This window comes from Salinicola sp. RZ23 (assembly GCF_003206675.1).
Lineage (GTDB): Bacteria > Pseudomonadota > Gammaproteobacteria > Pseudomonadales > Halomonadaceae > Salinicola > Salinicola endophyticus.
This window is the reverse complement of record NZ_PZJK01000006.1, coordinates 37,238-63,127: the sequence shown is the minus strand read 5'-3', so window position 1 is coordinate 63,127 and position 25,890 is coordinate 37,238. Positions and strand designations below refer to the sequence as shown.

Below are 25,890 nucleotides of genomic sequence, written 5' to 3'. Positions count from 1 at the left end.
ATCGCCCCGTCCCGCTCGGGGTTTCGCCATCTGAGAGGAGAGAGCACCATGACTTTGCGTGTCGCCATCAACGGATTCGGCCGTATCGGTCGCAACGTACTCCGCGCGCTCTACGAGAACGGCTACCGCGATCGCATCCAGGTCGTCGCCATCAACGACCTGGGTGACCCGGCGCTGAACGCCCACCTGCTGCGTCACGACAGCGTGCATGGCCGCTTCGGCTTCGAGGTCGGTCACGACAGCGAGACTCTGAGCGTAGACGGTGACAGTATCCGCATCCTCTCGGAGCGCGACCCAGCCCAGCTGCCGTGGCAGTCGCTGAACGTCGATCTGGTGATGGAGTGCACCGGGTTGTTCACCAAGCGTGACGCGGCCGCCAAGCACATCGAGGCTGGCGCCGCCCGCGTGCTGATCTCGGCGCCCAGCCCCGATGCCGACGCCACCATCGTGTTCGGCGTCAACGAGCAGGTGCTGAAGGCCGAGCACCGTGTGGTCTCCAATGCTTCCTGCACCACCAACTGTCTGGCACCGGTGGCCAAGGCGCTGCAGGATGCCGTGGGTATCGAGAATGGTCTGATGACCACGGTCCACGCCTACACCAACGACCAGAATCTTTCCGACGTCTATCACAAGGACCCGTACCGCGCGCGTAGCGCCACCCAGTCGATGATTCCGACCAAGACCGGTGCCGCCGCGGCAGTGGGCCTGGTGCTGCCTGAGCTCAATGGCAAGCTGGACGGTCTGGCGGTGCGTGTGCCGGTGATCAACGTCTCGCTGGTCGACCTGACCTTCACCGCGGGCCGTGACACCACCAAGGAGGAGATCAACCAGATCGTCGAGAAGGCCGCTGCCGCCTCGCCGGTGCTGGCGGTCAACGCCCAGCCGCTGGTCTCGATCGACTTCAACCACGACCCCAACTCCTCGACCTTCGACGCCAACCACACCCGCGTCAACGGTCGGCTGGTCAAGGTCATGGCCTGGTACGACAATGAGTGGGGCTTCTCCAACCGCATGCTGGATACCGCGCTGGCGATGCAGGCTGCCGCCTGATCCTACTGGGTCGCCGAATGGCGTGGGCGCGCTGCGCCACGCCATGCTGACGGCCGCGCGAGGTACTCCTCCCCATGGCGCTCTCTAGAGCGCCATTTTTTTGGCCCGATGTTCAGCAGGCCGACATCCTGGTTGTCAGCGGGACGACATCATGGCCCAACGCGCTCATGAGTTGTCCGGCGTCGCTGATAGGCCTCCCAAGGCATGCGCCCTGGTATGACGAGGGGCGATCCAACGAGACTGGCAGTGGGCGCCGGGGCTGGTACCATGGCGGCGATTCTCGGGAAGCCATCCGTACAGGGCGCCTGACAGGGTCGATCGGTGACCCGGGAAATATCGATTCAAGTTCTTTTAGCTGCTGCCGATAGAGTCTGAAAGTTTGAATTATACTTAGATATGCGCTTGAGACTTGGCCTGACGCGACTCTCTCCTCTAAGGTAAGACGGCTCTAATTCTCTAATTCATTATCATTCAACGCCGTGCCGAGGTTGGCAGTGCCATGCAGCAGACGATCCTCAACGCTCATCGCTTGATCGGCGAGACGCTTCGCGAACCCGGCCGAGAGCGGCTCGGACGCATCGTAGGGGTGGACCAGGCGCGCCGTGTGCCGCTGGTCTTCGTGCTCTGGCAGGGCCAGCAGGGCATCCAGCGCATCGAGCTGAGTGTCGATGATCTGCGCCAGCTGGTCGCTTCCTGCGAGCGGCGTTATGCCACTGCCAATCCCGCGACCGATGCGGCAGGATCGGCGACGAGCGACACCTCTCGGGACGCCGAGGTCGCGCCGCGGCGACGTGCCGGCTTGCGCTGACAACCCGTCTTTACCCACTGCGCCGCCAGTCGCTGCGGCAACATGAGATTGGAGCATGAATCGATCCGATGCCCTGGTTGGCGCGAGCGAGCCGAGCGACGAGGCGCAGCAGTGGCTGCGAGCCATACCGGCTGCCGTCTATGTGACGGACGCCGGCTGGTGGCTGGGAGAAGTCCGCTTCGTTGCCGATGCGGTCGCCGATCTGGGCGGACGCTCCGCCACCGACTACCTCGACCATCCCCAGCGCTGGCTGACCGCGATCGGTGAAACCAGTCGGCTGCAGGCGCTCGAGCGGCTGCAGGCAGCGCTCGACGCCGGCGACACGCAGGTGACTCTTACCTACACGCTGAGCCACGTCGACGGCTCCTCGTCTCGCATCGCCGACACCCTCAACATTCAGCGCGATGCCGAGGGCCAGGTCGTGGCGCTGGTCGGTGTGCTCGAGCGGGTGGCCACCGCGGGCGCCGGTGATGCCGCCTCGCGTGCCCTGCTCGAGCACAATCCTGATCTACTGCTGGTGCTGGATGCCGACCTCGCCTGCCGTGCGGCTGCCGGGGCGGCGGCGCGGGTGCTGGGGGCCAGCGCCGAAGCGCTGGTCGGGCGCTCGCTGTTCGAGTTGATGGCGCCCGAAGATGCGCCACGGGTACAGCGCGCTCTCGATGAGCAGGCGGTGACCGCGGGAGCGGTGCTGCTCGAGCTGCGCCTGCGCCACCGTGACGGCAACTACCGCTGGTGCGAGATCCACTTCGCCGCCGACTGCGATGCTGTCTGCAGCGTCTCCCCCGGCTGGGTCGCGGTGGCCAGGGACATCACCGAGCGCCGCCGTCAGGCGCTGCAGTGGGATGCCTATGACGCCACCGATGAGCTCACCTCGGCCCTCAATGAGCGCGCCTTCCTGGGACTCCTGCGCCAGGCGGTGGCGATGGGCGACGTCCATGGGCGGCTGTCGCTGATCGTGTTCGAGGTCGACGGCTTCAGCGATATCGTCACCCGCTGGGGGCGTGAAGGGGGGGACCTGGTCCTCGCCTGCATCGGCGAGATGTGTCGCGCCACCCTGCGCGAACGGTTCAGCTTCGGTCGCCTCGACGCGCGCGGCTTCGCACTGCTGCTGAGCGGCAAGTCGCTGCAGGAGACCTCCGCCATCGCCGAGCGGCTGCGCGCGCGTTTCGGTACCACACGGGTCGAGTTCCATGGCCACTGGTTGGCGTTCTCGGTTAGTCTGGGCGTGGCCGAGCGTCGCCAGGGCGAGCCGCCAGAGAGGTTCCTGGCACGCGCCCACAGCGGGCTCGAGGTGGCGATGACCCATGGCGGTAACCGCGTTCAGCAGGCGCCCTGAGCGCCGCCTCGAGGGTTGAGTCTGGTCGATCAGAGGTGGCGGAGACGCGCGGAACCGACATGCGCGAGCCGCCGGTAAATACCGCGATCGGGACCGAGAGCCAGCAGGACACGAGAGCAACGGGGTTTCGGGAGCCACTGGAACACAAGAGTCAACGGGAGCGGCGCGTCACGACGACGCCCTGGCGCCGCCGACCCGCAGTCAACGCAAGGAGAACGATGATGGGACGACTGCTGCTGGCCATGTTCGTCAGCCTGATGAGCCTGCCGCTGTGGGCCGACGAGGTAGTGGGCCCCCATGTGCAGGGCGAGACCTTCGAGTACACCACCGGGGGCCAGACCTACAAGGGCTACCTGGCCTACAACGCCAGCGACGACCAGCCACGCCCCGGGGTGCTGCTGGTGCATGAGTGGTGGGGCCTGAACGACTACATCAAGCACCGCGCCGACCAGCTCGCGGCACTGGGCTTCGTCGCCCTGGCGGTCGACATGTACGGCGATGGCAAGGTCGCGCAGCATCCCGACGACGCCAAAGCGTTCTCCAGTCAGGTGATGCAGGACTGGCCGGCGGCGCGGGCGCGGCTCGATGCGGCGCTGGCGGCGCTGCGTCAGCATCCGGCGGTGGATGGCGATCATATCGCCGCCATGGGCTACTGCTTCGGCGGCGGCGTGGTGATGAACATGGCCCTGGCAGGCATGCCGATCGACGCCGCGATCAGCTTTCACGGCAGCCCCACCCAGGCGGTGAGCCAGCCACAGCCGTTCGACGGCCTGGTGCGGATCTACAACGGTCAGGACGATCCGCTGGTCGACAAGCAGGCGCTGGCCGACATGGCCGCGACCCTGGAGAAGGACGGTGCCAAGGTGCGCGTGGTGGAGTACCCGGGGGCGACGCACGCCTTCACCAATCCCGAAGCCGACGCCCTGGCCAAGGAGTTCGACCTGCCGCTGGGCTACAACGCCGCGGCGGACGCGGCCTCCTGGCAGGCTGCGCTGCTGACACTGGACAAGGCGCTCAACCAGTAACCGCCACCGCCCGCGGTCAGTGACCGCGGGCGGTGTCAGCCATGCGTCGGCGCCGCGCGCTCAGTCGCGATGGTTGAGCGCCAGCACGCGCTGGGCTAGGGCGATCATCTCCGGGTCGCCGGTGTGCTTGTCGGGCACGTCCGAGAGCTTGACCACCGGCAGCCAGTGCTGCCCCTCCGGGCGCGCCTCGACCATCTTGATCACCATGTTCATCGGCGTCGCGCCGACGTCGTTGGTGAAGTTGGTGCCGATCCCGAAGGCCATGCCGATGCGGTCCTTGCAGAAGGTGTGGATCCGTTCGACCCGTTCCGGCGTCAAGGCGTCGGAGAAGATGATGGTCTTGCTGCGCGGGTCGATGCCCAGGCGCTCGTAGTGGGCGATGGTCTGGGAGGCGAAATCGATCGGGTCGGCGCTGTCATGGCGCACGCCGTCGAAGAGCTTGGCGAACTTCTTGTCGAAACTCTCGAAGAACGCCTTCGAGGTGAAGGTGTCGGTCAGCGCGATGCCCAGATCGCCGCGATAGACGTCGACCCAGTGCTCCAGCGCCAGACTGTTGGCCATCTTGAAGCCGAAACGGGCGCCGTGGAACATGAACCACTCGTGGGCATGGGTGCCGATCGGCTTGACCCCGTGGCGCATCGCCAGCATCACGTTGCTGGTGCCGCTGAAGGCGCTGCCGCCATGGTGGCGCAGGGCACCCACCACGCGATCCTGAACGTCGAAGGAGAAGCGCCGTCGGGTACCGAACTCGGCGATCTTGAGCCCCAGGCGCTGGTACTGCTCGATCTTGTCCCGGGTACGCGTCTCGACCGTGGCGTCATCGTCGCGGGGCACCTGGCGCAGGCGATACCAGAGCTCGCTGATCAGCGCCATCAGCGGCACTTCCCACAGGATGGTGCGATACCACAGCCCCTCCATGGTCACCGACAGCTCGCTGCCGCGCTGCACGATGCTGACCTCGTCGGGGTTGTAGCGGAAGCCGGCGAGAAAATCGAGATAGGTGGGGTCGAGGTAGGGACAGGTCTGCTCGAGGTAGCGCTTCTCGTCCTCGCCGAGGGTGAGATCGGCCATGGCGTCGACCGCGCCACGCAGGGCATCGCCGAAGCCCTCCGGGAAGGCGTGCTCGCCGCGGTTGATGAAGGCGTAGCGCGCCTGCGCGTAGGGGAAGCGCTTGATCACGGCGTTCTGCATCGTGATCTTGTAGAAGTCGTTGTCCAGAAGCGAAGTTAGCATGAAGTCTCGTCTACGGCGTGGTCGAGTCGCTGAGCCGGGGCTCTCCGGGGTGCCCGGAGGCGATTACATGAAGGCCATGATACCGAACATTGTCGCGACGAAGCCGCCGAACAGCAAAAGCCCGGCCAGCGACAGCAGAATCAGCAGGTAGCCCAGGATCAGACCCGCCAGCGCCCAGCTGTCGCCGGACTCCCGGCTCGCGCGGATCTGGTGGCGGGCGAGATGACCGCACACCACACCGCCCAGCGCGGCCGGCGGCACCAGGGTGCCGAGCACACTGAGTGCGAAGGCGACCAGCGCCATCACGTTGGTGGGACCTGGCGGTGACGGCGGCGGGGTGGGGTGAAGGTCGTTCATGGTATCGGTCGTCGTGATGTCGCTGGCGATGCCCCAGAGTATCGCACGCTTGCCGGACGCTCTCGACGTTTTCGGTGCCGCGCCCTGCGGGCTATCGACTAGGCTGTCAGCGCGGCCCGGCGGCATGAGCGGCACGCGCGCTCAACAGGGACGCGTTCAACCGGGAGGAGAGAAGTGGCATGGCACAGCAGGAAGAGCGTCAGGGAGCGCCGCAGGGCGCGCTGCGGGTTGCGCGGATCGATAGCCTGGCGGCGCTGGATGCGGCCAGCTGGAACGCGGTGGTGGGCACGGGCTATCCGTTTCTACGCCACGAGTTTCTCGCCGCCCTCGAGGCGTGCGGCTGCGCCTGCGCCGAGACCGGCTGGGCGCCGGATCATCTACTGGTCTATCGCGGCGCGCGGCTGGTGGCGGTGCTGCCGCGCTATGCCAAGGGTCACTCGCGCGGCGAGTACGTGTTCGACTGGGCCTGGGCGGATGCCTGGGAGCGCGCCGGCGGCGACTACTACCCCAAGTCGCTGTCCGCGATCCCGTTCACCCCGGCGAGCGGTCCGCGGCTGGGCGTGGTCGCCGACGAGTCGCGCGCTGCGGTGATCTCGGCGCTGGGCCCGGTACTGCGCGACAGCGGCATGCAGAGCTGGCATCTGCTGTTCGCCAGTGATGACGAGGTGGCGGCGTGGCAGGCGGACTTCGGCGCGCCGCTGCTCGAACGCTGCGCGGTGCAGTTCGCCTGGTGCGACGCCAGCTATGGCGACTTCGAGGGCTTTCTCGCCGACATGAGCTCGCGCAAGCGCAAGGAGATCCGGCGTGAGCGCCGGCGGCTGGCCGAGCAGGGCTTCGTGTTCGAGCGCCTCACCGGGGCGGCGATCGACGATGCCGCGCTGGAGCAGTTCTACCGCTGCTACTGCATGACCTATCTCGAGCGCGGCCAGCACCCCTATCTCAACCTCGACTTCTTCACCCTGCTGCGTGACGCCCTGGGCGATGCGATGATGCTGGTCAGGGCCAGCATCGATGGCCGTGCGGTGGCCGCCGCGCTCTGCTTCGAGGGCGACGACACCCTCTACGGACGCTACTGGGGCAGCGAAGTGGCAGCGGATTTCCTGCACTTCGAGACCTGCTACTACCAGGGCATCGAGCACTGTCTGGCGCGCGGGCTGTCGCGCTTCGATCCGGGCACCCAAGGCGAGCACAAGCTCACCCGCGGCTTCGCCCCGGTACTGAGCCGGTCGCTGCACTATCTGGAACACGATGGCTTCCGCGAGGCGGTGGCGCAGTTCTGCCGCGAGGAGCGCGCTTATGTCGAGAGATATCTCGAGCAGTGCCGCGGGCGACTGCCGTTCCGCCAGACACCGGCGGGCCATGGGGCCGCGGCGGACAACGATGATTGACGGCGCGCACGCCGTGACGAGGACCGACAAGCGATGGATTTTCTCACTGAAGCCGCCGTGCTGCTGGGCGCCGCGATCATCGCGGTACCGCTGTTCAAGCGCCTGGGGCTGGGCTCGATTCTGGGCTATCTGTGCATCGGGCTGATCGCTGGCCCCTCGGTGAGCGGTTTCATCTCCGAGCCCGAGACGGTGCTGCACTTCTCCGAGTTCGGCGTGGTGATGCTCCTGTTCATCATCGGTCTAGAGCTGGAGCCCAAACGCTTGTGGTCGATGCGCAAGCGCCTGTTCGGGCTGGGGTCGCTGCAGCTCGCCGGCTGTGCGGCGCTGCTGACACCGATCGGTCTGCTGCTGGGACTGGCGCCGAGCATCGCGATCTTTCTCGGTCTGACGCTGGCATTGTCGTCGACCGCCTTCGCACTGCAGGTGCTAAACGAGCGGCGCCGGTTGGCCACGCCCCACGGCCAGAGCGCCTTCGCCATGCTTCTGTTCCAGGATCTGGCGGTGATTCCGCTGCTGGCGTTGCTGCCGTTTCTCGCCGGGCGTGCGGATGCTGCCCCTGATGATATCTGGATCATGGCGCGCAGCGTCGCCATCGTGGTCGCCGCGATCGTGTTCGGGCGGCTGGTGTTCCCGCGGGTGCTGGCCCTGATTGCGCGCAGCGATATCCATGAGATCTTCACCGCCGCCGCGCTCTTTCTGGTCCTCGGCATGGCGCTGGCGATGGAGTGGGCAGGGCTGTCGATGGCGTTGGGGGCCTTTCTCGGCGGCGTGATGCTGGCGGATACGCCCTATCGCCATGAGCTCGAGGCCAACATCGAGCCGTTCAAGGGGCTGCTGCTGGGGCTGTTCTTCATCGCCGTGGGGATGTCGGTGAATCTCGCCCTGGTGCTCGACAACGTGCTGCTGGTGATCGGCCTGGCGCTGGCGATGACCCTGGCCAAGATGCTGGTGCTGGCCGCGATCGGGTGGCTGGCAAAGCTGCCGCGCACCGAGATTCCGCGGCTGGCCACGGTGATCGCCCAGGGCGGCGAGTTCGACTTCGTGCTGCTCACTGCCGCCGTCGCCGCCGGGGTGATCGATCAGCGCATTGCCAGCCTGTGCATCGCGGCGGTCACGCTGAGTATGGCGGCGACGCCATTTCTCTATCAGCTGGGCGAGACGCTGGGCAACCGGCTCAAGGAGACGCGCCCCTACGACACCGACTTCGGTGACGAGACCCCGCCGGTGGTGATCGCCGGCCTTGGACGCTTTGGCCAGATGGTGGGGCGTATGCTCAAGATGCAGGGCATCGCCTTCACCGCCCTCGACCCCAACATCACCCAGGTCGAGTTCATCCGCCGTTTCGGGTCGCGCATCTTCTATGCCGATGCCACGCGGCTCGATCTGCTGCGCGCGGCGGGTATCGACAAGGCGCAGCTGCTGGTGATCGCGGTCGACGGCGAGAACGCGGCGCTGACCATCGCACGTCTGGCCAAGACGCACTTTCCTCAGCTCAAGGTGTATGCCCGTGCGCGCAATCGCCATCACGCCTGGAAACTGATGGAGCAGGGGGTGGATGGGGTGGTGCGTGAGACCTTCGCCTCGAGCATGGAAATGAGTGTCGAGGTGCTCAAGGGCATGGGCTACCCCAGCTCCAATGCGATCAATGCGGTGCGTACCTTCCGCGATTTCGACAATCAGCTGCTCAAGGATACCTACACCCATCGCAACGACACCGAGCAACTGATGGCGACCGAGAAGGCCGCCATGGAGGAGTTCAAGTCGCTGTTCCAGCAGGAGCTCGACCGCGGCCGCGGCAAGGGCGGCGAGTCCGATCAAGCCGACGACGAGAGTGAGGAGAGCACCGATGATGCAGAGGCTGGCGCAACGTCTCGCTGAACTCGATGACACCTTCCGCGGCAGCCTGACGCCGCTTTCCGGTGGCGACAGCGGCGCTGGCGTTTGGCGCTTGGAGGCGGCGACGCCGCTGATCGTCAAGTGTGACCAGCCCGAACGCCTCGCCGGTGAAGCCGACGGGCTGGCCGCGCTGGCGACGACCGATACCCTGGTGGTGCCGCGGGTTGTGGCACTGGCCGGGGATCTGCTGGTGATGGAGGCGCTGGACGCCGGCGGTCCGCGCGATGGCGCTCGGCTCGGCGAGGGGCTAAGGCAGCTGCACGCCGTCACCCGTGACCCCGTAGCCGAGCATGGCTGGGGGCGCGACAATGCCTGCGGGCTCACCCCGCAGCCCAATGCCATGCTGGCCGATGGCCGCGCCTTCCAGCGCGAGCGCCGGCTGCTGCCGCTGGTGCGCGCCTGCTGCGACCGAGGCCTGCTGGACGCGCCACTGGCGGCAAGGATCGAGCGGGTCGCCGCGACGCTGGAGAGCTGGCTTGCGGACCAGCCGCCGTCACTGGTGCATGGCGATCTGTGGTCGGGCAACGTGCTGTTCACGCCGCGCGGGCCGGCGATCATCGATCCGGCGGTCTATCGTCACTATCCCGACGTGGACGTGGCCATGCTGAGTCTGTTCGGCGACCCGGGCGCGGCCTTCCACGAGGCCTATTGGGATGGCCGGCGCCCGGCCGACTGGTCACGCCGTGAGGCGCTGTTTCAGCTCTATCCGCTGCTCAATCACCTCTATCTCTTCGGCGCCGGCTATCGCGGCGGGGTGTCGCGGGCCGTCGACCGGGTGCTGGCGGCCTGAGCCGGCAGGAGCGAGAGGCGTGCCATGCGCGGTCGAATCAGGCTCGCGGACCAGCGCATGGTGTCGGAGTCGGCTAAAGTAGCCAGAATTACATCAGTAGCTATTAACCTATGAGTGGCGCCCAGTCAGGGGAGTCGAGTCACCTGGCCCCACACCGCAGTATGCTCAGCGTTCGCCGGGCAGATGGGCGATACGCGTAAAGAAGGTCTCGATCATGCGCGGCCCGGTCTCGTCCAGCGCGTACTGGGTCGGGTCTCGCAGCCAGTCGTGCATCAGGCCGCCGAACATCGACATCAGCATGCGGCAGGCGATCTCGGGGTCGACGTCCTTGCCCAGAGCCCCGTCGCGCTGGGCCTGTTCGAGGCGTTCGACCATGGTGTCGTAGCACTCCTGGGCCAAGTGGCTCTGCAGCCCCAGCATGTCGATGTCGCCGGAGGATTCGCAGCGGTGGAAGAGAATGGTGTGTACCCGCTGGGAGCGCGGGCGCTGCAGGCGCTCGAGGGCGTGCAGGCAGGCCAGGCGCAGGCTGGTCAGCGGCGCGTGGGGGCGCTCGGGGTCCTCGACATCGTCGAGCAGCTGGCGCAGCGGCATCTTGACCCGGTCGAGCATGGCGTGGAACAGGTCGGACTTGTTCTTGAAGTGCCAGTAGACGGCGCCGCGGGTCATGCCGGCCTGGCGCGCGATCTGCTCGAGCGATGCGCGCGAAACACCGCGCTCCAGAAAAACGATCTCGGCGGCGTCGAGCAGCGCCTCGCGGGTGGCTTCGGCCTCGGCCTTGGTGCGTTTCGGCATGGTGGTGTCGTCATGAGCGTTGATAAAGGCGGCGTGTGGCTCGATCTTTCTCGGTGGTGTCGAGTCCCTGGCGCGAGAATACCCCATTCATTGGCAAGTTTACATTCATGTATGTATGCCTGTAAGCTCGCCACATTCCCTTAGGCACTCTTTCCAGGACGGAGACTCATGCGCCCTACACTCATGAATCGCCCCATCGGTATCGGTGGCGCGATATTGCTCTCGCTCGTACTGTCCGCCTGCGGCGGCGACGAGTCATCCAGTGCCAGCGACAAGCAGCAGGGGCAGCAGAAGCCGCCGACCCAGGCCCAGGTGCTGGATGTCAAGGCGCGCGACATCGGGCTGTCCAAGACCTATCCGGGCATGATTCGCAGCGACCAGGAGGTCACGGTGATGGGGCGGGTCGAGGGCATTCTCGAGGCGCGTCACTACCGCGAGGGCAGTCTGGTCGAGAAGGGCGACAAGCTCTTCACCATCGAGCCCGCGCCCTACGAGGCGACCGTCGAGCAGCGCCAGGCCGATGTGCAGAGTGCCCAGGCCGAGCTCTACCGGGCGCAGCGTGATGCCGAGCGCTACGCGCGCCTCTACAAGCAGAACTCGGTCAGCCAGCAGCAGCGGGATCAGTCCCAGGCCGATCTGCGCACGGCCCAGGCGTCGGTGGCTCAGGCCAAGGCGGCGCTGGACAGCGCCCAGATCAATCTGAGCTATACCCAGGTCAATGCTCCGGTCAGCGGCATGATCAGCTTGAGCGAGGTCAACGTGGGCAATCTGGTGCGACCGCCCCAGCAACTGGCCACGATCACCCCGCTCAACCCCATCGAGGTTCGCTTCTCGCTGCCCGCCGACGACGCCTTCGCCCTGCGCCGCCAGCGTCAGCGCGGCGCCAAGGAGGCTGACGCCGCGGTGCTCACCGCGCCGTCCACCGGCTCGGCCACGCGCGAGCCGCTCAAGCTCTCGGGCGAGCTCGACTTCCTCGGCTCGCGGGTCGACGAGAACACCAGCACGGTCCAGGCCGAAGCCACCTTCCGCAATCAGGATGGCCTGTTCCTGCCCGGACAGTTCGTGCGCGTCACCCTGCCCAACGTCAAGCGCTACGGCGTCTTCGCGGTGCCTGCGGTGGCGGTGACCGAGGGGCTCAAGGGGCCACAGGTGTACATCGTCAATGCCGACGGCAAGGCCGAGGCGCGCTTCGTCTCGCTGGGCGAGGTCGCTGGCGACTGGCAGATCATCACCCAGGGGCTCGACAGCGGCGACCGGGTGGTGGTGTCGGGCATCGGCAGCATCTCGCCGGGTGACAAGATCGACCCGCAGCCGTTCTCCGGCAGCGCCGAGGACCCCCAGGACAAGGCCGGCGAGAACCCCTCGCAGAAGGCTGATGCCAAGGGTGGCGAGGGGGCCGAAGGGAGTCAGGACAAGGCCCAGACCGATGGCGGCCAGAACGGAGCCAACTGATGAATTTCTCCAGCGTATTCATCAGGCGGCCGATCTTCGCCACGGTCATCTCGGTCATCATCATCCTGATCGGTCTGATGGCGATGCGGACCCTGCCGATCGAGCAGTACCCGCAGGTGGTGCCGCCGACGATCAGCGTCTCGGCGACCTATCCCGGGGCCAGCGCGCAAACGGTCTCCGATACGGTGGCGTCGACCCTGGCACAGGAGATCAACGGTACCGAGAACATGATCTATCTGACCTCGTCGAGTTCCGACAGCGGTCAGATGTCGATGAGCGTCTACTTCAAGATCGGGACCAACCCGCAGACGGCGCAGATCAACGTCAACAACCGGGTGCAGCAGGCGCTCTCCAAGCTGCCCAGCGAGGTGCAGGCCCAGGGCGTGACGGTGGAGCAGCGCGCTTCCAGCGTGCTGATGTTCGTCGCCGTGACGTCGTCCAGCGACGCCTATGACTCGCTCTATCTGACCAACTACGCCAACATCAACATCACCGATGCGCTCAAGCAGCTGCCGGGGGTGGGGCAGGCTGAGGTGCTGGGCAGCCAAGAGTTCGCCATGCGCATCTGGCTCGATCCGGACAAGCTGGCGCAGTACGACCTGACGCCGGCCGAGGTGTCGGCGGCGATCCGCGCCCAGAACGCGGTGGTGGCCGCGGGCAAGATCGGCGCCGAGCCGCAGAGCGACCCCTCGCCCTACACCTACACCATCACCACGGAAGGGCGCTTCAGCAGCGCCGCTCAGTTCCGCAACATTCTGCTGCGCACCAATCCCGACGGCTCTTCGCTGCGCCTGAGTGACGTCGCCCGGGTCGAGCTGGGCAAGAACACCTACGGCATCCAGGGCTACGTCAACAACAAGCCGATCGCGCCCATCGCCATCTACCTCCAGCCCGGGGCCAATGCCCTCGACGTGGCGCGTGAGGTCAAGAGCGAGATGGCGACGCTCAAGAAGCGGTTCCCGCCGGGGCTGGACTACGAGATCCCCTACGACACCACGCTGTTCATCGACGCCTCGGTGCAGTCGGTGGAGCACACCTTCATCGAGGCGCTGCTGCTGGTTGCGGTGATCGTGTTCGTGTTCCTGCAGAGCTGGCGTTCGACGCTGGTGGCGATGTCGGTGGTGCCGATCTCGGTGGTGGGCACCTTCGCCGGGATGTATCTGCTCGACTTCTCGATCAACCTGCTGTCGCTGTTCGGGATGATCCTGGCGATCGGGATCGTGGTCGACGATGCCATCGTGGTGATCGAGAACGTCGAGCGCATCATGCAGGAGGACGAGGAGGCCACGCCCTTCAGCGCCGCGTTGGAGGCGATGAAAGAGGTCTCGGGCGCCGTCATCGCGACCTCGTTCATCATGACCGCGGTGTTCGTGCCGGTCGGCTTCATGGGCGGTCTCACCGGACAGATGTATCAGCAGTTCGCGATCACCATCGCCATCTCGGTGGCGATCTCGGCGCTGGTGGCACTGTCGTTCACGCCGGCGATCAGTGCGATCTTCCTGCAGAACCATCAGCGTATCCGTGAATCCAAGCTCATCCGTGCGATCAAGAAGCCCTTCGCGTGGTTCAACAAGGGCTTCGAGAAGGTCACTGACCTGTTCATGGCGATCACCAACTTCCTCATTCATCAGCTGTGGCTGGTGGTGGTGGGGCTGGTCGGGGTCGGCGTGCTGTCATGGATGATCTACGCCCAGTTGCCCAGCGGCCTGCTGCCCACCGAAGACCAGGGGGTGGCGCTGGCCTCGGTGTCGCTGCCGGCGGGCGCCTCGGTGTCGCGCACCGACGCCTACATCCAGGAGCTGAGCACTCGCCTGCGTGAGGAGGTGCCGGGGATCAACTACGTGGTCGGCATCCCCGGTTTCGACATCCTGTCGAGCTCGGCCAACACCGCCAAGGGTACGGTCTTCGTGACCATGAAGCCGTGGTCGCAGCGCAGCGTGACCGCGGACCAACTGATCGGCAAGATCATGCAGATCGGGGCCCAGATCCAGGGCGGCCAGACGATGGCCTTCAACATGCCGCCGATCCAGGGGCTGTCGCCCACCGGTGGCTTCACCGGTTACCTGCAGTCCTACGGCGGCGACTCGCCGCAGCAGCTGGCGGCGGCGGCCGGCAAGATCATGCAGGCGGCCAATCAGCGCCCCGAGATCGGCCAGGCGTTCTCGACCCTGGATGTCAACGTGCCGGTCTATCGCGCCACCGTGGATACCGACAAGGTGCGCAGTCTGGGTGTGGATATCTCCGATCTCAACACCACCCTGGCGAGCACCTTCGGTAGCGCCTTCGTCAACTACTTCACGCGATCCAGCCGTAACTTCCAGGTCTATCTGCAGTCGGAAGACGACTTCCGGCGCAACCCGGAAGACATTAGCAAGGTCTATGTGCGCGGCGGCGACGGCCAGCGGATCCCGCTCTCCGAGCTGGTCACGCTGACCCGTGAGAATGCGCCCACGGTGCTCCAGCGCTACAACGTCTACCCTGCGGCGCAGTTCGCCGGCGGGCCGGCGCCGGGCTACAGCTCGGGCCAGGCGGTCCAGGCGATGCAGGAGGTGGTGGAACAGACACTGGGCTCCGACTACGCCATGGGCTGGTCCGGGGAGGCCTATCAGCAGGCCAACGTGGGCACCGCGGCGACCCTGGCGCTCTCCTTCGGCGTGGTCATGATGTTCTTGATCCTGGCCGCCCAGTACGAGAGCTGGACGCTGCCGCTGGCGGTGGTCTCGGCGGTGCCGTTCGCCTTCATCGGCGCCATCCTGGCGGTGCAGCTCGCGGGGCTCAGCACCAGCGTCTACCTGCAGGTGGGGCTACTCGTGGTGGTGGGGCTGGCGGCCAAGAACGCCATCCTGATCGTCGAGTTCGCCGAGCAGCAGCGCAAGCACGCCGGGCTCTCGGTGATCGAGGCGGCCAAGGTGGCGGCACGCCAGCGTTTCCGGCCCATCGTGATGACCTCGCTGGCGTTCATCGGCGGTACCCTGCCGCTGGCGCTCGCCTCCGGGGCCAGCGCGGCGAGCCGGCAGCAGATCGGCACACCGGTGGTCGGCGGGATGATCTCGATCACCGTGCTGGCGACCGTGTTCGTGCCGGCGGCCTATGTGCTGATCATGCGCGTGACGCTGTGGCTCAGTGCCAAGCTCAAGCGCCGGCACGAGGGCGCTGACGCCGACGGACAGCGCTCGTGAGACAGCGCCGGGCGGGGTCGCTGACGCGCCCGGTGCACTCGATGACGTATCCGTACCTGCGCCGAACGCCAAATCGGCTACGCTGAAATAGAGGCAACCTCCCATGGAGGTTGCCTTTTTTCTTGCGCGTGCCACGGGCGCCGATGACGCAGGCAAAAAAGACGTTTTGACGCTCCCCCCGGTGCTGCCTTATACCTAGTAGGGACCGCCGTCACGCGGACATCGTCAGGGTGTCACGTCAATGCGCTATTGGTCTGGCTAGCACGTCGCGGTGGGTGGGCTAACGTCGGTTATCGCGACAGCCGTGCGCGGGCCCGCAGGATCAAGGTGCGGCCCAGGTCGTCAATGCAGGCTGACGCAGGTGTTCGGGAGGCTTTACATGGTAAAGGCCGCGGTTCAGGGAAGGAGAGCCCAAAACGATGAGCCGAGCGAGCGGCCACACCCCCGCGATCTAGTGCCGCGCGGGCCAGGTACGCAGACCCCCTTGCCGCGATTGCGGCCGGTCGCCCCCGGACGCGACCGGCGTGTTCTGTTCGTCACCACCGAGATTGCCGATTTCATCAAGGCCGGCGGACTCGGCGACGTCTCCGCCGCGCTGCCGCGTGCGCTCAAGCCGGGGTACGACGTGCGCGTGCTGATGCCCGGCTACCGGCAGATTCTGAGCGCCGGCAAGCCCATCGTGCGGGTGGCCCAGCTGCCCGCCAGCCACGCACTGCCGGCCTGCGATATCGGGCGTCTGGTGTGCGACGACGGGCTGATCATCTATCTGGTGCTTTGCCCATCGCTCTACGATCGTGACGGCAACGCCTATGGCGACGACTTCGGCGTCGGCTGGGCCGACAACGACATCCGCTTCGCGCGTCTGGCGCTGGCCGCCGCCGCGATCGTCAATGATCCGTCACTGCTCGAGTGGCAGGTGGATCTTCTGCATCTCAACGATTGGGCCACCGGGCTCACCGCCGGCTATGTGCGCTGGCTGGGGCGGCGCTACGTACCTTCGGTCTACACCATCCACAACCTTGCCTACCAGGGTGTGTTCGGGGCCGATCGCCTGGAGCCGCTGGGCATCCCGCCGAGCGCCTTCCATATCGATGGCGTCGAGTATTACGGCCAGCTCTCGTTCATGAAGACGGGGCTCTCCTACGCATCCCATGTCACCACCGTCAGCAACAACTATGCCCGGGAGATCACCACCCCCGAGTTCGGCTGCGGGCTGGAGGGGCTGCTCGCCAAGCGCGCGCTGGAGGGGCGGCTCAGCGGCCTGCTCAACGGGATCGATGATCGCTGGGACCCGCGCCACGATACTCACCTGGCACCTAACTTCGGCATCAACGACTGGCACGGCAAGCGCGCCAACACCCAACGCGTGCGGCGCATGTTCGGGCTCGACCCGAGCGGCGGCCCGCTGTTCGCGGTGGTCTCCCGGCTGGTGTCGCAGAAGGGGCTCGACCTCACCTGCGAGATCGCCGATACCCTGGTCGCTGCCGGCGGCCAGCTGGTAGTGATCGGGCGCGGCGAATATGCCATCGAGCAGTCACTGGTGGCGCTGGCGGGGCGCCACCCCGGCCAGATCGGGGTCAATATCGGTTTCGACGAGGGCGAGGCGCGCCAGATCTACGCCGGCAGCGACTTCCTGCTGATGCCGTCGCGCTTCGAACCCTGCGGCTTGAGCCAGCTCTATGCCCAGCGCTTCGGGTCGCTGCCGATCGCCCACCGCACCGGCGGCCTTGCCGACACCATCCAGGATGGCATCAACGGGCTGCTGTTCGACGAGATGACGCTGGAGGCCTATCGCGCCACACTGCGCCGCGCCTTCGACCTGTTCCACGCCACCGATCTGTTCTACGCCATGCGCCGCGCGGCCATGGCCGGGCGCCTGCACTGGCGCCAGGCCGTGGTGCCTTATCGCCGGCTCTACGCCGAGCTGCTGGCGGAGACCTCTCCCGCCAGCAGCAGCGACCACGGCAGCGCCCGATGAGCGGCGTCGGGAGCGGTGCGGCGTCCACCGCCGCGGCCTACGACTTCGGCGCCCTGCGCTGGTGGCTGATGGCGTCGATGGCGCCGCCGCCGGGGGTGCCCGACGACACCGACTGGCGCTGGGACGACGGCGACTGGATGCGGGTGCGCGGAGCGCGACACCATGGGGATCTGCCGCTCGCTTTCTACTGTCTCGATGCCGCCGAGTGGTACGCCTCGCGTTTCTCGCCGCCGCTGCGCTGGGACGCGCTGATCCAGGAACTGGTGCCCTACGTGGCGGATCTCGGCTTTACCCATGTCGCCTTCGACGCGGCGCTATTGGCCGAGCGTGATGCGGTCATTCGCAGAGTGGTCGAAACCTGTCATATCGCGGGTGTCGGGGTGGTGGTGAGCCAGCCTGTCACCACGTCTCAGAGCCTCGAGCGCTGCCGTCGGCTGCACGTCGATGGCGTGCATACCCCGACGGATGGCACGGAGGCCGGCCACTGCCGGCTATTCGTCGATGACGGTCGGGCGGATGTCACTCTCGTTTTCCAGCCCGCCTGGCAGGCGGCACTGAGCGACTATCTGGCGCGTCCGCCACTGGCGCGCTGCCGCCATCACGCCGAGTGGATCGCGGCGCTGACGCCTTCTTCCAGGGGGCGTGGCCTGCTGGCACAAATGCCCGCCCCGGAGGTGCCCCTGGGGGCGTGGCGCCAGCGCGTGCACGGTGACGCCTGGCAGCGTTTCGCCAACCTGCGGGCGGCGCTCGGCATGATGTGGGCGCTGCCCGGCGAGAAGTGGCTGGGGATGGGCGTCGAGCTGGGTCAGGTGCTGGCCGAGCGCTTCCCCGAGGCGATCCACTGGCCGCTGCTGTTCGAGAGCCGGCACGCCGGCATGCTGCGGCTGGTGGCCGACCTCAACCGCCTCTACGTCAACGAGCCGGCGTTGCAGATCCGCGACGACGGCGACAACGGTTTCGAGTGGCTGGTGCCCGACGATGGCCACAACAGCGTGGTGGTGTTCGCGCGGCAGGCCGACAGCGGCCATGCGACGCTGATCTGCGTCAGCAACTTTCAGGCCTGCGTGCACCAGACCTATCGCTTCGGTGTCCCGGCCGGCGGGCGCTGGCGCGAGATCTTCAACAGCGACAGCGTCTTCTACGCCGGCAGCAACGTGGGCAACGGGCGCAGCCTCAAGGCCCTTCCCGAGCCCAGCCATGGTCAGGCGCAGTCGCTCACGCTGACGGTGCCGCCGATGGCCACGCTCTTTCTGCGCCATGAAGTCTGGCATGGAGACACCCCATGAGTACGCCCTCCGCCGTGCCTCCGCCGGACGCCCGTGTCGATACCTTCGTGCCGCGCTACGGCGCCCATCCCGATGCCGCGGGCGGCGTCTCTTTCCGGCTCTGGGCGCCGAGCGCCGATCGGGTGCTGCTGGAGTGCGAGGGACAGGTGCCGGTCGCGATGACGTCGGCCGAGGCGGGGGAGTTCGTCGCCCGGCTCGACTGCCCGGTGGGCAGCGCCTACCGCTACCGGGTCTTCGTCGGCGACGACGACACCGGGCTGGCGGTGCCCGATCCCGCCTCGCGGGCGCTGCGCGATGGGGTCGACGGCTGGTCGCTGGTGACCGACCCCAGCGCCTACACCTGGCAGCACCCGGCGTGGCGCGGCCGGCCCTGGGAAGCGTGTGTGATCTACGAGGTGCACCTCGGCGCCATCGGCGGCATGGCCGGGCTGGTACGGCGACTGCCGCAGCTGGTCGAACTCGGGGTCACGGCGATCGAGCTGATGCCGCTGGCCGAGTGTCCGGGTACCCGCAACTGGGGCTACGACGGCGTGCAGCCCTACGCCGTGGCCTCCTACTACGGCACCCCGCAGGCATTCCAGGCGCTGGTGGACGCCATTCACGATCACGGCCTGATGGTGTTCGTCGATGTGGTCTACAACCACTTCGGGCCCGATGGCAACTTTCTACCCCACTATGCCAAGGCATTCTTCCGTGACGATGTGGCCACGCCCTGGGGCGCGGCGATCGATTTCCGTCGTCCTCAGGTGCGCCGTTTCTTCATCGATAATGCGCTGATGTGGCTGCTCGACTATCGCGTCGACGGCCTGCGCTTCGATGCGGTGCACGCCATCGGCGATCGCGACTTCCTGCTCGAGATGGCCACGACCCTGCGCACCCGGGTCGGCGGTGAGCGCCATGTTCATCTGATGCTGGAGAACGAGCACAACCAGGCGAGCCTGCTCGGTGGGGAGGGCTACACCGCCCAGTGGGCCGATGACTGGCACAACGTGATGCATGTGCTGCTGACTGGCGAGGCGGAGGGCTACTATGCCGATTTCGTCACCGACGCCACGGCCAAGCTCGCCACTGCGATGGGCGAGGGTTTCGTCTTCCAGGGACAGGCCACGCGCAAGAGTGAAGCGCGCGGTGAGCCCAGCGCCTGGTTGCCGCCGACGGCCTTCATCGACTTTCTGCAGAATCATGACCAGATCGGCAACCGCGCCCTCGGTGAGCGCCTGAGCCAGCTGGCCGATGCCGATGCGCTCGCCGCCGCCACGCTGCTGCTGCTGCTGTCGCCCAAGATTCCGTTGCTGTTCATGGGTGAGGAGTGGGGGTCGCGGCGCCCTTTTCTGTTCTTCACCGACTATCACGATACGCTGGCCGATGCGGTGCGTGAGGGGCGGCGGCGGGAGTTCGCCGAGTTCGGTGCCTTCGAGGACCCGGCCCAGCGCGAGCGTATTCCCGACCCCAATGCTCAGACCACCTTCGCCGACGCCTGTCTCGACACGGCCGAGGCCGAGCGCCCCGAGCATCGCGACCAGTGTGAGCGCCTCACAGCCTGGCTGGCGCTGCGCCACGCCTGGGTGGTGCCGCGTCTGGCCGGTGCCCGGGCGCTGCGCAGCGAGGTGATCGGTGACGCCGCGGTGGATGCCTGCTGGCAGCTGGGGGATGGCAGTACCCTGCGTATCGCCATCAACCTGGGGCCGGCCGCGGTGAACCTCGCCGCGCCGGTGCCGCTGCTGGTCGCTTCGCACGCCGACGTGGCCGCGGCGCTTCGTGCGGAGCAACTGCCGTCCCGGCGCTGCGCGGTGTGGTTGGATGCTCGGGAGACCACGGCATGAGCGCGCACGGCGCGGAAGCGGCGGCGCTCGAGACGTTGGCCGAGGCGGTCGGATTGATCCTCGCGTGGGAGGCCAGCGACGGCAGCCACTGCACGCTCGATGCCGAGCGTCAACGCCAGATGCTGGCACGGCTGGGTTGGCCGGCGGCAGATGCGGTCGAGGTGAACGCAAGCCTCGCCCGCTGGCGCGAGCAGAGTGCGCCCTACGCCTGGCCCGCGCTGCCGCCGCTGCTGATCGCCGATGCCGATGTGGCTTTCCCGATGCCGCTCACGCAGGCCGCGGGGTTCGGCTTCAGCCTGCGCCTGGAGAGTGGCGAGACGCTCAGCGGCGAACTCGATGCGACAGGCTGTCTGCCGCCCATCGATGCCTGCGGCTATCACCGCCTGACCCTGTTCGGCCGCGACGGGGAGCGGCTGACACGGACCCTGGCGGTGGCGCCCGCGCGCTGTTTCACGCCCGCCGACGTGCGCGCCGAGGGGGCTGCGGCCCGGCTCTGGGGGGTGGCGGTGCAGCTCTACTCGCTCAGACGTGAAGGCGATACCGGGATCGGCGATCTAAAGGCGCTCGACGAGTTGTGCATCGGTCTCGCCGGACAGGGCGCGGATGCGGTGGCGGTGAGTCCGATCCATGCGCTGTTCGCCGCCGATCCCCAGCGTTACAGCCCCTATGCCCCCTCCAGCCGGTTGTTCTACAACGTCTGGCACGCCGCCCCCGAGTGCGTCTTCGATGCCGCCACCGTGGCCTGGGCGGCGGCGCCCGAGCGCGAGTCTTTGGCCCAGCGCTCGCAGGCCGCGCTGATCGACTGGCCGGCCAGCGTCGCGCTCAAGCAGGCCCAGCTCGAGCGCCTCTACCATCACGTGATGGTAGCGGAGGAAGCCCAACACTGGCATGCGCAGTTCGAGGCTTTCTGCGAGCGTGGCGGGGAGGCGCTGGAGCGCCACTGTCGTTTCGAGGTGCTGCAGGCCGAAGCCAAGGAGCGTGACTGGCGCCGCTGGCCGCCGGCGTGGCGTGATCCGCTTAGCGCCGAGGTGGAGGCCTTCGCCGATCGCCATGTTGAGGCGGTGCGCTTTGCCGCCTTTCTGCAGTGGTTGATGGCGGCCGGGCTCGAGCGGGTGCAGCAGCGCGCACGCGATGCCGGCATGGGAATCGGGCTGATCGCCGATCTGGCGGTGGGGGTCGATCCCTGCGGCAGTCAGGCGTGGAGCTTTCCCGGCGAGCTGCTGACCGAGTTCAGTGTCGGCGCGCCGCCGGATGCGTTCAATGCCCGCGGCCAGGATTGGGGTGTGGCGGCTTTTTCGCCGGCGGGACTGGCGAGCTCCGGCTACCAAGGCTTCATCGCCATGCTGCGGGCCGGTTTCGCCCACGCCGGCGGGTTGCGTATCGACCATATCCTGGGACTGTCGCGGCTGTGGCTGATCCCCCAGGGCGAGTCCGCCGACCACGGCGCCTATCTGCGTTTTCCCCTCGACGACCTGCTGCGTCTGGTGGCCCTCGAATCCTGGCGCCACCAGGCGATCGTGATCGGTGAGGATCTGGGCACGGTGGAGGCGGGTCTGCGCGACAAGCTTGCCAGCCGCGGGGTGCTGGGTATCGGCGTGCTCTGGTTCGAGCGCGATGGCGACGACTTCCCGCCCGCCTCGGCCTGGCGCCAGGGCGTGCTGGCCACCACCACCACCCACGACCTGCCGACGGTGGCGGGGTGGTGGCAGGGGCGCGATCTCGACTGGCGCGAGCGACTGGGGCTGTTCGCTGATGGCGAAACCCGGGCGGCACTCGACGCCGAGCGCGCACGTGACCGGGCGCGGCTGGCCGCGGTCTGTGGCGTCGCCGACACTTCCGCGCCGGCGACGGTGGTGGATGCCGCGCTCGGTCACATCGCCGCCACCCCGACCCCGCTGACACTGCTGCCGCTGGAGGACCTGCTGGCACTGACCGAGCAGCCCAATCTGCCCGGGACCCTCGATGAACACCCCAACTGGCGCCGCCGGCTACCGCTGCCGGTGGCGCAACTGGTGACGCAGGAGGCGCTGCGGCGCCGCCTGGCGCAGATCCACGACCTGCGCGGTCACGCCGGGTCCCGACAAGGAGTGTCATCATGAGACCGATCCGGGCCACGGTGCGGCTACAGCTGCACGCCGGGTTCGACTTCGCCGCCGCGCGCGCCCAGGTCGACTATTATGCCGCGCTCGGCGTCAGCCACTATTACCTGTCGCCGATTCTCGCCTCACGCCCCGGCTCGACCCACGGCTACGATGGCGTCGACCCGACCCGCATCGATCCCGAGCTGGGCGGCGAGGCGGGGCTGGCGACACTGGTCGAGGCGCTGCACGCTCGCGGCATGGGCATCGTCGCCGACATCGTGCCCAACCATCTGGCGATCGGCGTGGACAACCCCTGGTGGCAGGATATGCTCGCCCGCGGCCGCGCCAGTGAGTTCGCGGACTGCTTCGACGTCGACTGGGGCCGCGCGGATCTCGACGGCAAGCTGCTGCTGCCGCTGCTGGGCGAGCGCTATGTGGACGTGCTCGCCGCGGGGGAGCTGACGCTCGGCTGGGCGGAGGCGGCGCAGCGCTTCGAGGTGCGCTATCACGAGCACCGCTTTCCCATCGATCCGGCCCACAGCGCGGCGCTGATCGCACTGGGTGGGGCCGAGGCGCCCGATCCCGATCTCCGCGCGGCGGATGTGTTCGAACCCGAAGCGATCCAGGCGGCGCTGGCGGCCTTCGACAGTCGCCACGAGAGCGGCCGCGCGCGACTGCATGCGCTGCTCGAACGCCAGGCCTATCGGCTGGCCTACTGGCGCAGCGGTAACGATGCGCTCAACTGGCGGCGCTTTTTCGATATCACCGAGCTGGCCGGGGTGCGGGTCGAGGATTCACGGGTCTTCGCACTGTGCCACGACACTGTGCTGGGGCTGGTGACGCGGGGCTGGATCGATGGCCTGCGTGTCGATCATATCGATGGTCTGGTCGATCCCCGCGGCTATGGACTGCGCCTGCGCGAGTGTCTGGATGCCATTGCCACTCAGCGCGGTGAGGCGCGCATTCCGCTTTATGTGGAGAAGATCCTCGCCGGCCACGAGGCGCTGCACGCCGACTGGGGCGTCGACGGCACCACCGGCTATGAGTTTCTCGACACGGTCTCCGGGGTGCAGCACGACCCTGCGGGCGCGGCGCCGTTCGGCGCCCTGTGGCGCGAGGTGAGCGGACGCAGCGGTGATTTCGCCGCCGAGGTCGCCGCGGCCCGCGGCGAGATGCTCGCCGGCCCCCTGTGCGCCGAGTTCGAGCGCTGTGTCGCCGCCCTCGACATCCTCGCGCGCCAGCAGCCGGCGACCCGCGAGCTGAGCACACCGGCACTGCGCCGCGTCCTCCAGGCGCTGGCGATCTGCTATCCGGTCTATCGCAGCTACGCCGATCGCCATGGCCGCCCGCAGGCCGACGCTGCCGACTTCGCCCACGCTCTCGAGGGAGCCCGCGCCCGGCTCGACGCGGCCGATGCCGCCTGGCTGCTGACGTTCGACGACTGGCTCGGCGGGGTGGCACCGGCGACGCTCGAGGCGCCCAGCCAGGCGCTGCGCCTGCGCGCTATCGCCACCTTCCAGCAGCTCACCTCGCCGCTGGCGGCCAAGGCGGTGGAGGATACCGCCGGCTATCGCAGTGCGGTGCTCTTGTCGCGTAACGACGTCGGCTGCGAGGGAGCCCACTTTGCTTACCCGGTATCACAGCTGCATGCGGCCAACCGCGTGCGATTGGCACGCTTCCCGCACAGCCTGCTGGCGACCGCGACCCACGATCACAAGCGCGGCGAGGACGTGCGCGCGCGCCTGGCCGCGCTGAGCGAGTGCCAGGACCTGATCCCTCGGCTGCGTGAACTCGCCGATGATCCGCGTCTGGGCGCGGGCGCTGTGGGTGTCAGCGGCGGTGATCGTCTGATGCTGTTGCAGATTCTGCTTGCGGCCTGGCCCCTGGGCCTGGCTGCCGATGACGATGACGGTCTGGCGGCGTTTGCCGAGCGGGTGGCGGCGTGGCAGCAGAAGGCGCTGCGCGAAGCCAAGCTGCATAGCCACTGGTTGGCCCCTGACGCCGCCTACGAGGAAGCCGCGGCAGCAGCGGTGCAACGTGCCCTGGATGGCGGGCAACTGACGCGGGATGTGGCGGCGCTGGCGGCGGCGCTCGACCTGCCCGGCGCGATCAACGGCCTGGCCCAGACTGCGCTCAAGCTGTGTGCCCCGGGGGTGCCGGATCTCTATCAGGGCACCGAGTTCTGGGACCAGTCGCTGGTCGATCCGGACAATCGTCGCCCGGTGGACATGCCCGCACGGCGGACGGCGCTGAGCGCCGACGCCACGCCGGTGGTGTCCTGGGCACAGTGGCGTGATGGTGCGGTCAAGCAGGCGCTGATCCGGCGCCTGCTGGCGCTGCGCGCCGAGTGGCCGGCGCTGTTCCTCGACGGCGACTATGTGCCCCTCGGGGTCACTGGCCGGCGTGCCGATCATGTCATCGCACTGGCCCGCCGTAACGCTGACGCCACCCTGGTGCTGGTGGTGCCGCGCCTGCCGCGAGCGCTGCTGGCTGCGGACGATGGCATGGAACTGGCCTGGGACGATACTCGGGTCGAGCTCGCCGCGCTGGGGCTCGATGGGCCCGGCACGGCGTGTCTGACCGCGACATCCGCGCCGGCCGATGGCCTGACGCTGGCGACCCACCTGACCGACTTTCCCTGTGGTGCCTGGCTGTGGCGTGACGCGCCGACATCCGGAACGCCATGAGGGCGGCCTCCCGCGCCAGACCCGCTAAGCTGATAAAGCGGGTGGCCGCGCCAGGCCACCGACCCATGTCCACCGAGAGGCAGGGATCGCCTCATTTTTCGTCAATCCGCATATAGAGGGTGTTCAGAAAGTCGACGAGCGAAGGCATTTTGTGAGCACCCTCTAAGGAGACATCGTCATGAGCAATCGGGAGCAGAGAGTCAGAATGCTGGCCTACCGGATCTGGGAGTCGGAAGGACGACCGGAGGGGCAGGGGGAGCGCCACTGGGCCATGGCAGAGCGTATCGTCGAAGCCGAGAACGCGCGCGAAGAGGAGCAGGAGTGGGAGCCGGCGCACGATGAGTCGCCCATCTTCGAGGGTGAGGAGCTGCCGCTGGAGGCTGACGAGCAGGGCATCGACGAGCAGCGACTGCCGTTGGACGACCCCGAGACCGAAGCGCTGAAGGAGGAGGATACCGGCGTCGAGGTACACCCGGCCGAGCCGCCGGCGAAGCCCGCGCCGCGCAAGCGTAGCGCCAAGAAGCCCGCCACCAAGCCGGCGGCCGACGCCGATGCGGCGGCCAAACCCAAGACGCCGCGCTCACGCAAGCCGCGCAAGCCCGGCGACGGCGCTTGAGGCCGGCGACACGTACGCTGAGATCGAGGCACATCCGATCGCGACAACGCTGGCAGTCGAGTCGACGAGCGCAGGCAGTATCAAGACAACGCCCACGGTTCTCCCGGAGAGTC

At 67.6% G+C, this 25,890-nt stretch carries 18 protein-coding genes; 15 read left to right on the top strand and 3 right to left on the bottom strand.

Going from position 1 to position 25,890, the window contains the following annotated elements; translation table 11 throughout:
* Positions 1-48: 48 nt before the first annotated feature.
* The 4 genes from gap to DOM67_RS05105 all read left to right on the top strand — a co-directional run bounded on the left by gap (position 49) and on the right by DOM67_RS05105 (position 4,219).
* Positions 49-1,050 carry a type I glyceraldehyde-3-phosphate dehydrogenase gene (gap, locus tag DOM67_RS05120; RefSeq protein WP_110674584.1) on the top strand — a complete coding sequence of 334 codons (1,002 nt, stop codon included), beginning with the start codon at positions 49-51 and terminating at the stop codon, positions 1,048-1,050.
* 499 nt (positions 1,051-1,549) lie between these two features.
* Positions 1,550-1,858 carry a hypothetical protein gene (locus DOM67_RS05115; RefSeq protein WP_110674583.1) on the top strand — a complete coding sequence of 103 codons (309 nt, stop codon included), beginning with the start codon at positions 1,550-1,552 and terminating at the stop codon, positions 1,856-1,858.
* Between the two features lie 55 nt (positions 1,859-1,913).
* Complete coding sequence (locus DOM67_RS05110; RefSeq protein WP_110674582.1) at positions 1,914-3,194, top strand: PAS domain-containing protein; 1,281 nt, start codon at positions 1,914-1,916, stop codon at positions 3,192-3,194.
* Positions 3,195-3,415: 221 nt separating this feature from the next.
* Positions 3,416-4,219 (top strand): dienelactone hydrolase family protein, encoded by an 804-nt coding sequence (locus DOM67_RS05105; protein WP_232825144.1) that lies wholly within the window; start codon positions 3,416-3,418, stop codon positions 4,217-4,219.
* A gap of 60 nt (positions 4,220-4,279) precedes the next feature.
* Here the strand turns inward: DOM67_RS05105 and pncB are convergent, their stop codons facing one another.
* Together pncB and DOM67_RS05095 are read right to left on the bottom strand one after the other, a co-directional pair.
* Positions 4,280-5,452 carry a nicotinate phosphoribosyltransferase gene (gene pncB, locus DOM67_RS05100; RefSeq protein WP_110674580.1) on the bottom strand — a complete coding sequence of 391 codons (1,173 nt, stop codon included), beginning with the start codon at positions 5,450-5,452 and terminating at the stop codon, positions 4,280-4,282.
* A gap of 63 nt (positions 5,453-5,515) precedes the next feature.
* Entirely contained in the window at positions 5,516-5,809 is a 294-nt protein-coding gene (locus tag DOM67_RS05095) for a DUF4190 domain-containing protein (RefSeq protein WP_232825143.1), read from the bottom strand.
* 179 nt (positions 5,810-5,988) lie between these two features.
* Between DOM67_RS05095 and DOM67_RS05090 the strand changes: the two genes are divergently transcribed.
* The 3 genes from DOM67_RS05090 to DOM67_RS05080 are packed head-to-tail and all read left to right on the top strand — an operon-like array spanning position 5,989 to position 9,883.
* Positions 5,989-7,197: a GNAT family N-acetyltransferase gene (locus DOM67_RS05090; protein WP_110674579.1), complete on the top strand. Its 1,209-nt coding sequence runs from the start codon at positions 5,989-5,991 to the stop codon at positions 7,195-7,197.
* Between the two features lie 33 nt (positions 7,198-7,230).
* Positions 7,231-9,075, top strand: a complete 1,845-nt coding sequence (locus DOM67_RS05085) for a monovalent cation:proton antiporter-2 (CPA2) family protein (protein ID WP_110674578.1) — start codon at positions 7,231-7,233, stop codon at positions 9,073-9,075.
* Positions 9,044-9,883 carry a fructosamine kinase family protein gene (locus DOM67_RS05080; protein WP_110674577.1) on the top strand — a complete coding sequence of 280 codons (840 nt, stop codon included), beginning with the start codon at positions 9,044-9,046 and terminating at the stop codon, positions 9,881-9,883. The genes DOM67_RS05085 and DOM67_RS05080 overlap by 32 nt, the downstream gene beginning before the upstream one ends.
* A 165-nt stretch (positions 9,884-10,048) precedes the next feature.
* Here DOM67_RS05080 and DOM67_RS05075 read toward each other — a convergent pair whose 3' ends face one another.
* Positions 10,049-10,675, bottom strand: coding sequence for a TetR family transcriptional regulator (locus DOM67_RS05075; RefSeq protein ID WP_110674576.1), 627 nt, complete (start codon positions 10,673-10,675; stop codon positions 10,049-10,051).
* Between the two features lie 168 nt (positions 10,676-10,843).
* On the opposite strand from DOM67_RS05075, the gene DOM67_RS05070 reads away from it, so the two are divergent.
* The 8 genes from DOM67_RS05070 (at position 10,844) to DOM67_RS05035 (ending at position 25,777) form a co-directional block, all read left to right on the top strand.
* Positions 10,844-12,127: an efflux RND transporter periplasmic adaptor subunit gene (locus tag DOM67_RS05070; RefSeq protein WP_232825142.1), complete on the top strand. Its 1,284-nt coding sequence runs from the start codon at positions 10,844-10,846 to the stop codon at positions 12,125-12,127.
* Positions 12,127-15,306 (top strand): multidrug efflux RND transporter permease subunit, encoded by a 3,180-nt coding sequence (locus tag DOM67_RS05065; protein WP_110674574.1) that lies wholly within the window; start codon positions 12,127-12,129, stop codon positions 15,304-15,306. The genes DOM67_RS05070 and DOM67_RS05065 overlap by 1 nt, the downstream gene beginning before the upstream one ends.
* Before the next feature lie 484 nt (positions 15,307-15,790).
* Positions 15,791-17,284, top strand: coding sequence for a glycogen synthase GlgA (gene glgA, locus DOM67_RS05060; protein ID WP_232825141.1), 1,494 nt, complete (start codon positions 15,791-15,793; stop codon positions 17,282-17,284).
* Positions 17,281-18,570: an alpha amylase C-terminal domain-containing protein gene (locus DOM67_RS05055; protein ID WP_110674572.1), complete on the top strand. Its 1,290-nt coding sequence runs from the start codon at positions 17,281-17,283 to the stop codon at positions 18,568-18,570. Before glgA ends, DOM67_RS05055 begins: the two co-directional genes overlap by 4 nt.
* Positions 18,567-20,393 carry a malto-oligosyltrehalose trehalohydrolase gene (treZ, locus tag DOM67_RS05050; RefSeq protein WP_110674571.1) on the top strand — a complete coding sequence of 609 codons (1,827 nt, stop codon included), beginning with the start codon at positions 18,567-18,569 and terminating at the stop codon, positions 20,391-20,393. Before DOM67_RS05055 ends, treZ begins: the two co-directional genes overlap by 4 nt.
* Positions 20,390-22,492, top strand: a complete 2,103-nt coding sequence (gene malQ / locus DOM67_RS05045) for a 4-alpha-glucanotransferase (RefSeq protein ID WP_110674570.1) — start codon at positions 20,390-20,392, stop codon at positions 22,490-22,492. The genes treZ and malQ overlap by 4 nt, the downstream gene beginning before the upstream one ends.
* Complete coding sequence (gene treY, locus DOM67_RS05040; RefSeq protein WP_110674569.1) at positions 22,489-25,161, top strand: malto-oligosyltrehalose synthase; 2,673 nt, start codon at positions 22,489-22,491, stop codon at positions 25,159-25,161. The genes malQ and treY overlap by 4 nt, the downstream gene beginning before the upstream one ends.
* 178 nt (positions 25,162-25,339) lie before the next feature.
* Positions 25,340-25,777, top strand: a complete 438-nt coding sequence (locus DOM67_RS05035) for a DUF2934 domain-containing protein (RefSeq protein ID WP_110674568.1) — start codon at positions 25,340-25,342, stop codon at positions 25,775-25,777.
* The last annotated feature ends 113 nt before the right edge of the window (positions 25,778-25,890 follow it).

Coding starts and splice junctions, on each gene's coding strand:
- gap (WP_110674584.1), top strand. CDS start 49: ATGACTTTGCGTGTCGCCATCAACGGATTCGGCCGTATCGGTCGCAAC.
- DOM67_RS05115 (WP_110674583.1), top strand. CDS start 1,550: ATGCAGCAGACGATCCTCAACGCTCATCGCTTGATCGGCGAGACGCTT.
- DOM67_RS05110 (WP_110674582.1), top strand. CDS start 1,914: ATGAATCGATCCGATGCCCTGGTTGGCGCGAGCGAGCCGAGCGACGAG.
- DOM67_RS05105 (WP_232825144.1), top strand. CDS start 3,416: ATGGGACGACTGCTGCTGGCCATGTTCGTCAGCCTGATGAGCCTGCCG.
- pncB (WP_110674580.1), bottom strand. CDS start 5,452: ATGCTAACTTCGCTTCTGGACAACGACTTCTACAAGATCACGATGCAG.
- DOM67_RS05095 (WP_232825143.1), bottom strand. CDS start 5,809: ATGAACGACCTTCACCCCACCCCGCCGCCGTCACCGCCAGGTCCCACC.
- DOM67_RS05090 (WP_110674579.1), top strand. CDS start 5,989: ATGGCACAGCAGGAAGAGCGTCAGGGAGCGCCGCAGGGCGCGCTGCGG.
- DOM67_RS05085 (WP_110674578.1), top strand. CDS start 7,231: ATGGATTTTCTCACTGAAGCCGCCGTGCTGCTGGGCGCCGCGATCATC.
- DOM67_RS05080 (WP_110674577.1), top strand. CDS start 9,044: ATGATGCAGAGGCTGGCGCAACGTCTCGCTGAACTCGATGACACCTTC.
- DOM67_RS05075 (WP_110674576.1), bottom strand. CDS start 10,675: ATGCCGAAACGCACCAAGGCCGAGGCCGAAGCCACCCGCGAGGCGCTG.
- DOM67_RS05070 (WP_232825142.1), top strand. CDS start 10,844: ATGCGCCCTACACTCATGAATCGCCCCATCGGTATCGGTGGCGCGATA.
- DOM67_RS05065 (WP_110674574.1), top strand. CDS start 12,127: ATGAATTTCTCCAGCGTATTCATCAGGCGGCCGATCTTCGCCACGGTC.
- DOM67_RS05055 (WP_110674572.1), top strand. CDS start 17,281: ATGAGCGGCGTCGGGAGCGGTGCGGCGTCCACCGCCGCGGCCTACGAC.
- treZ (WP_110674571.1), top strand. CDS start 18,567: ATGAGTACGCCCTCCGCCGTGCCTCCGCCGGACGCCCGTGTCGATACC.
- malQ (WP_110674570.1), top strand. CDS start 20,390: ATGAGCGCGCACGGCGCGGAAGCGGCGGCGCTCGAGACGTTGGCCGAG.
- treY (WP_110674569.1), top strand. CDS start 22,489: ATGAGACCGATCCGGGCCACGGTGCGGCTACAGCTGCACGCCGGGTTC.
- DOM67_RS05035 (WP_110674568.1), top strand. CDS start 25,340: ATGAGCAATCGGGAGCAGAGAGTCAGAATGCTGGCCTACCGGATCTGG.